This is a genomic window from Micromonospora sp. MH33 (assembly GCF_003013775.1).
GTDB classification, from domain to species: Bacteria; Actinomycetota; Actinomycetes; order Mycobacteriales; family Micromonosporaceae; genus Micromonospora; species Micromonospora fulviviridis.
Window position 1 is genome coordinate 1 of record NZ_MUYZ01000532.1, and the last position, 2,507, is coordinate 2,507.

The 2,507-nt window shown below is 72.0% G+C and carries 2 protein-coding genes; one reads left to right on the forward strand and one right to left on the reverse strand.

Going from position 1 to position 2,507, the window contains the following annotated elements; translation table 11 throughout:
- Positions 1-154: 154 nt before the first annotated feature.
- The gene (gene eno / locus B0E53_RS35415) at positions 155-1,438 is read right to left on the reverse strand and encodes a phosphopyruvate hydratase (RefSeq protein WP_091313900.1); all 1,284 of its coding nucleotides are present in this window, start codon (positions 1,436-1,438) and stop codon (positions 155-157) included.
- Positions 1,439-1,705: 267 nt separating this feature from the next.
- Between eno and B0E53_RS35420 the strand changes: the two genes are divergently transcribed.
- The gene (locus B0E53_RS35420) at positions 1,706-2,398 is read left to right on the forward strand and encodes a hypothetical protein (protein ID WP_107079821.1); all 693 of its coding nucleotides are present in this window, start codon (positions 1,706-1,708) and stop codon (positions 2,396-2,398) included.
- Positions 2,399-2,507: the final 109 nt, after the last annotated feature.

Consider the following 2,507-nt stretch of genomic DNA (forward strand, 5'->3'; position numbering starts at 1 on the left):
GCGCGCGGCTCGGCGCGGACGCCGGCGTCACGGACCGTCGACCGGACCCGGGCCCCGCCCGGCCGGCCGGCCTGACCCGGCCGACGGGCGGGCCGCTGGCCACCCGGTGTGCGGCGCTGCTGCATCGTCACACCCCTCCCCCGGAGCTCTCGGCTCAGGCCGAACGGTAGCGCGGGAACGCGCCGGCACCGGCGTACCGCGCCGCGTCGGCCAGCTCCTCCTCGATCCGCAGGAGCTGGTTGTACTTCGCGACCCGGTCGGAGCGGGCCGGGGCACCGGTCTTGATCTGGCCACAGCCGGTGGCGACCGCCAGGTCGGCGATGGTGGTGTCCTCGGTCTCGCCGGAGCGGTGGCTCATCATGCACTTGAAGCCGGCCCGGTGGGCCAGGTCCACCGCGTCCAGGGTCTCGGTGAGCGAGCCGATCTGGTTGACCTTCACGAGCACCGCGTTGGCGGCCTTCTCGGTGATGCCCCGGGCGATGCGCTGCGGGTTGGTCACGAACAGGTCGTCGCCGACGATCTGGATCCGGTCGCCGAGCGCCGCGGTGAGGGTGGCCCAGCCGCTCCAGTCGTCCTCGGCGAGCGGGTCCTCGATGGAGACGATCGGGTAGTCGCCGGCGAGCTTGGTGTAGTAGTTGCTCATCTCCTCGGCGCTCTTCGCGCTGCCCTCGAAGGTGTAGCTGCCGTTGTCGAAGAACTCGGTGGCGGCCACGTCGAGCGCGAAGACGATGTCGGTGCCCAGCCGGTAGCCGGCCTTCTCCACCGCCTCGGCGATCAGGTCGAGCGCGGCGGCGTTGGTCGGCAAGTTCGGGGCGAAGCCGCCCTCGTCGCCGAGGCCGGTCGACAGGTCCTTCTTCTTCAGCACCGACTTGAGCGCGTGGTAGACCTCGGCGCCGGAGCGGAGCGCGTCCCGGAAGGTGGGCGCGCCGATCGGCGCGATCATGAACTCCTGGATGTCGACGTTCGAGTCGGCGTGCGCGCCGCCGTTGAGGATGTTCATCATCGGCACCGGGAGCAGGTGCGCGTTCGGGCCGCCCAGGTAGCGGAAGAGGCTCAGCTCGGCGCTGCCCGCGGCCGCCTTCGCCACGGCCAGCGAGACGCCCAGGATGGCGTTGGCGCCCAGCTCGGCCTTGTTGTCCGTGCCGTCGATGTCGATCATCTTCTGGTCGATCAGCCGCTGCTCGCTGGCCTCGTAGCCGATGAGCTGGTCGACGATCTTGTCCTCGATGTTGGCGACGGCGTTCTCGACACCCTTGCCCAGGTAGCGGTCCTTGTCACCGTCGCGCAGCTCGATCGCCTCGAAGGCGCCGGTGGAGGCGCCGGACGGCACCGCGGCGCGGGCGATCGTGCCGTCGTCGAGCCCGACCTCGACCTCGACCGTCGGGTTGCCCCGCGAGTCCAGGATCTCCCGGGCGACGATTCCCTCGATGGTTGCCACTGAGTCGCTCCTCGTTTGTGTGTTCCGGTCCGGTATGGGCCGCGACGGTGCGGCTGAGGCAGGTGTTGAACGCAGCGTATCGGTCCCCGCCCTCACGTACCTGTCTCGGGGCGGCATCCGGTGACTGAACGCGAGGGACCTCGCCCCGCGCGGACCCTCACGTGAATCCCGCCCACGACGACGGGTAACACGGACATTCCCGGATTAGCCGGCCTCAACCGACAACGGGTTTGCGAGAGCTCGCGTCGATCGACAAGGCTGGGCACCATGCCCGCCGCCTCGACGACTCTCCGCGTGCTCGCCGCCTCGGCCATCGCGTCGCTCTCGGTCACCGGCTGCCAGGCCCTCGACGACACCGGGGTCGCCCTCGGGCGGGCCGACCTGGTCAACGACCTCGCCGCCCGGATGGACCGGGCGCTGGAGCAGACCTGGGCCGCCGATTACCAGCTCAGCGGCGGGCGGACCGCTTCCATCGCGCAGACCGAGGAGCCGCTGCGCTCCTCGTACACCTGGCCGGACGGCAAGATCACGGTGACCCAGGAGGCGGTGACCCGGTGCGCGAACGCGGCCGGGCGTACCTCCTGCACGGTGTCGCCGCCGGTACTGACCGCCGGCAAGCCCTCGGTGGTCGTCTACGGCGAGGCACGCAAGCACGGCCAGGTCACCCCGCCGGCGGTGATCCGGCTGCTCACCGACGCGGCGCTCGACCCCGAGACGACCATCCAGCAGAGCGACACCACGCTTGCCGGGCACCACGCCACCTGCGTCGACGTCACCCGGGCCGGCGACCGCTTCAACGCCTGCGTGACCACCGAGGGGGTGCTCGGCAGCTTCACCGGCACCCTCGACGGCAAGCCGGCGGAGGTCACCCTGAGCCGCTACACCGACACGGTCGAGCCGGCCGCCTTCGACGTGCCGGCCGGCGCCGGCGTGGTCGACCGCCGCCCGGCCTCGTCGTGAACCCCGGCGGCACCGGAACCCGCACGCCCCACGACGCCGACGAGCCGGCCCGGACGGGCCCGACGGGCGCCGGCCCGGGCCGCTTCCTTCCGGCCGCCGACCACGGCCG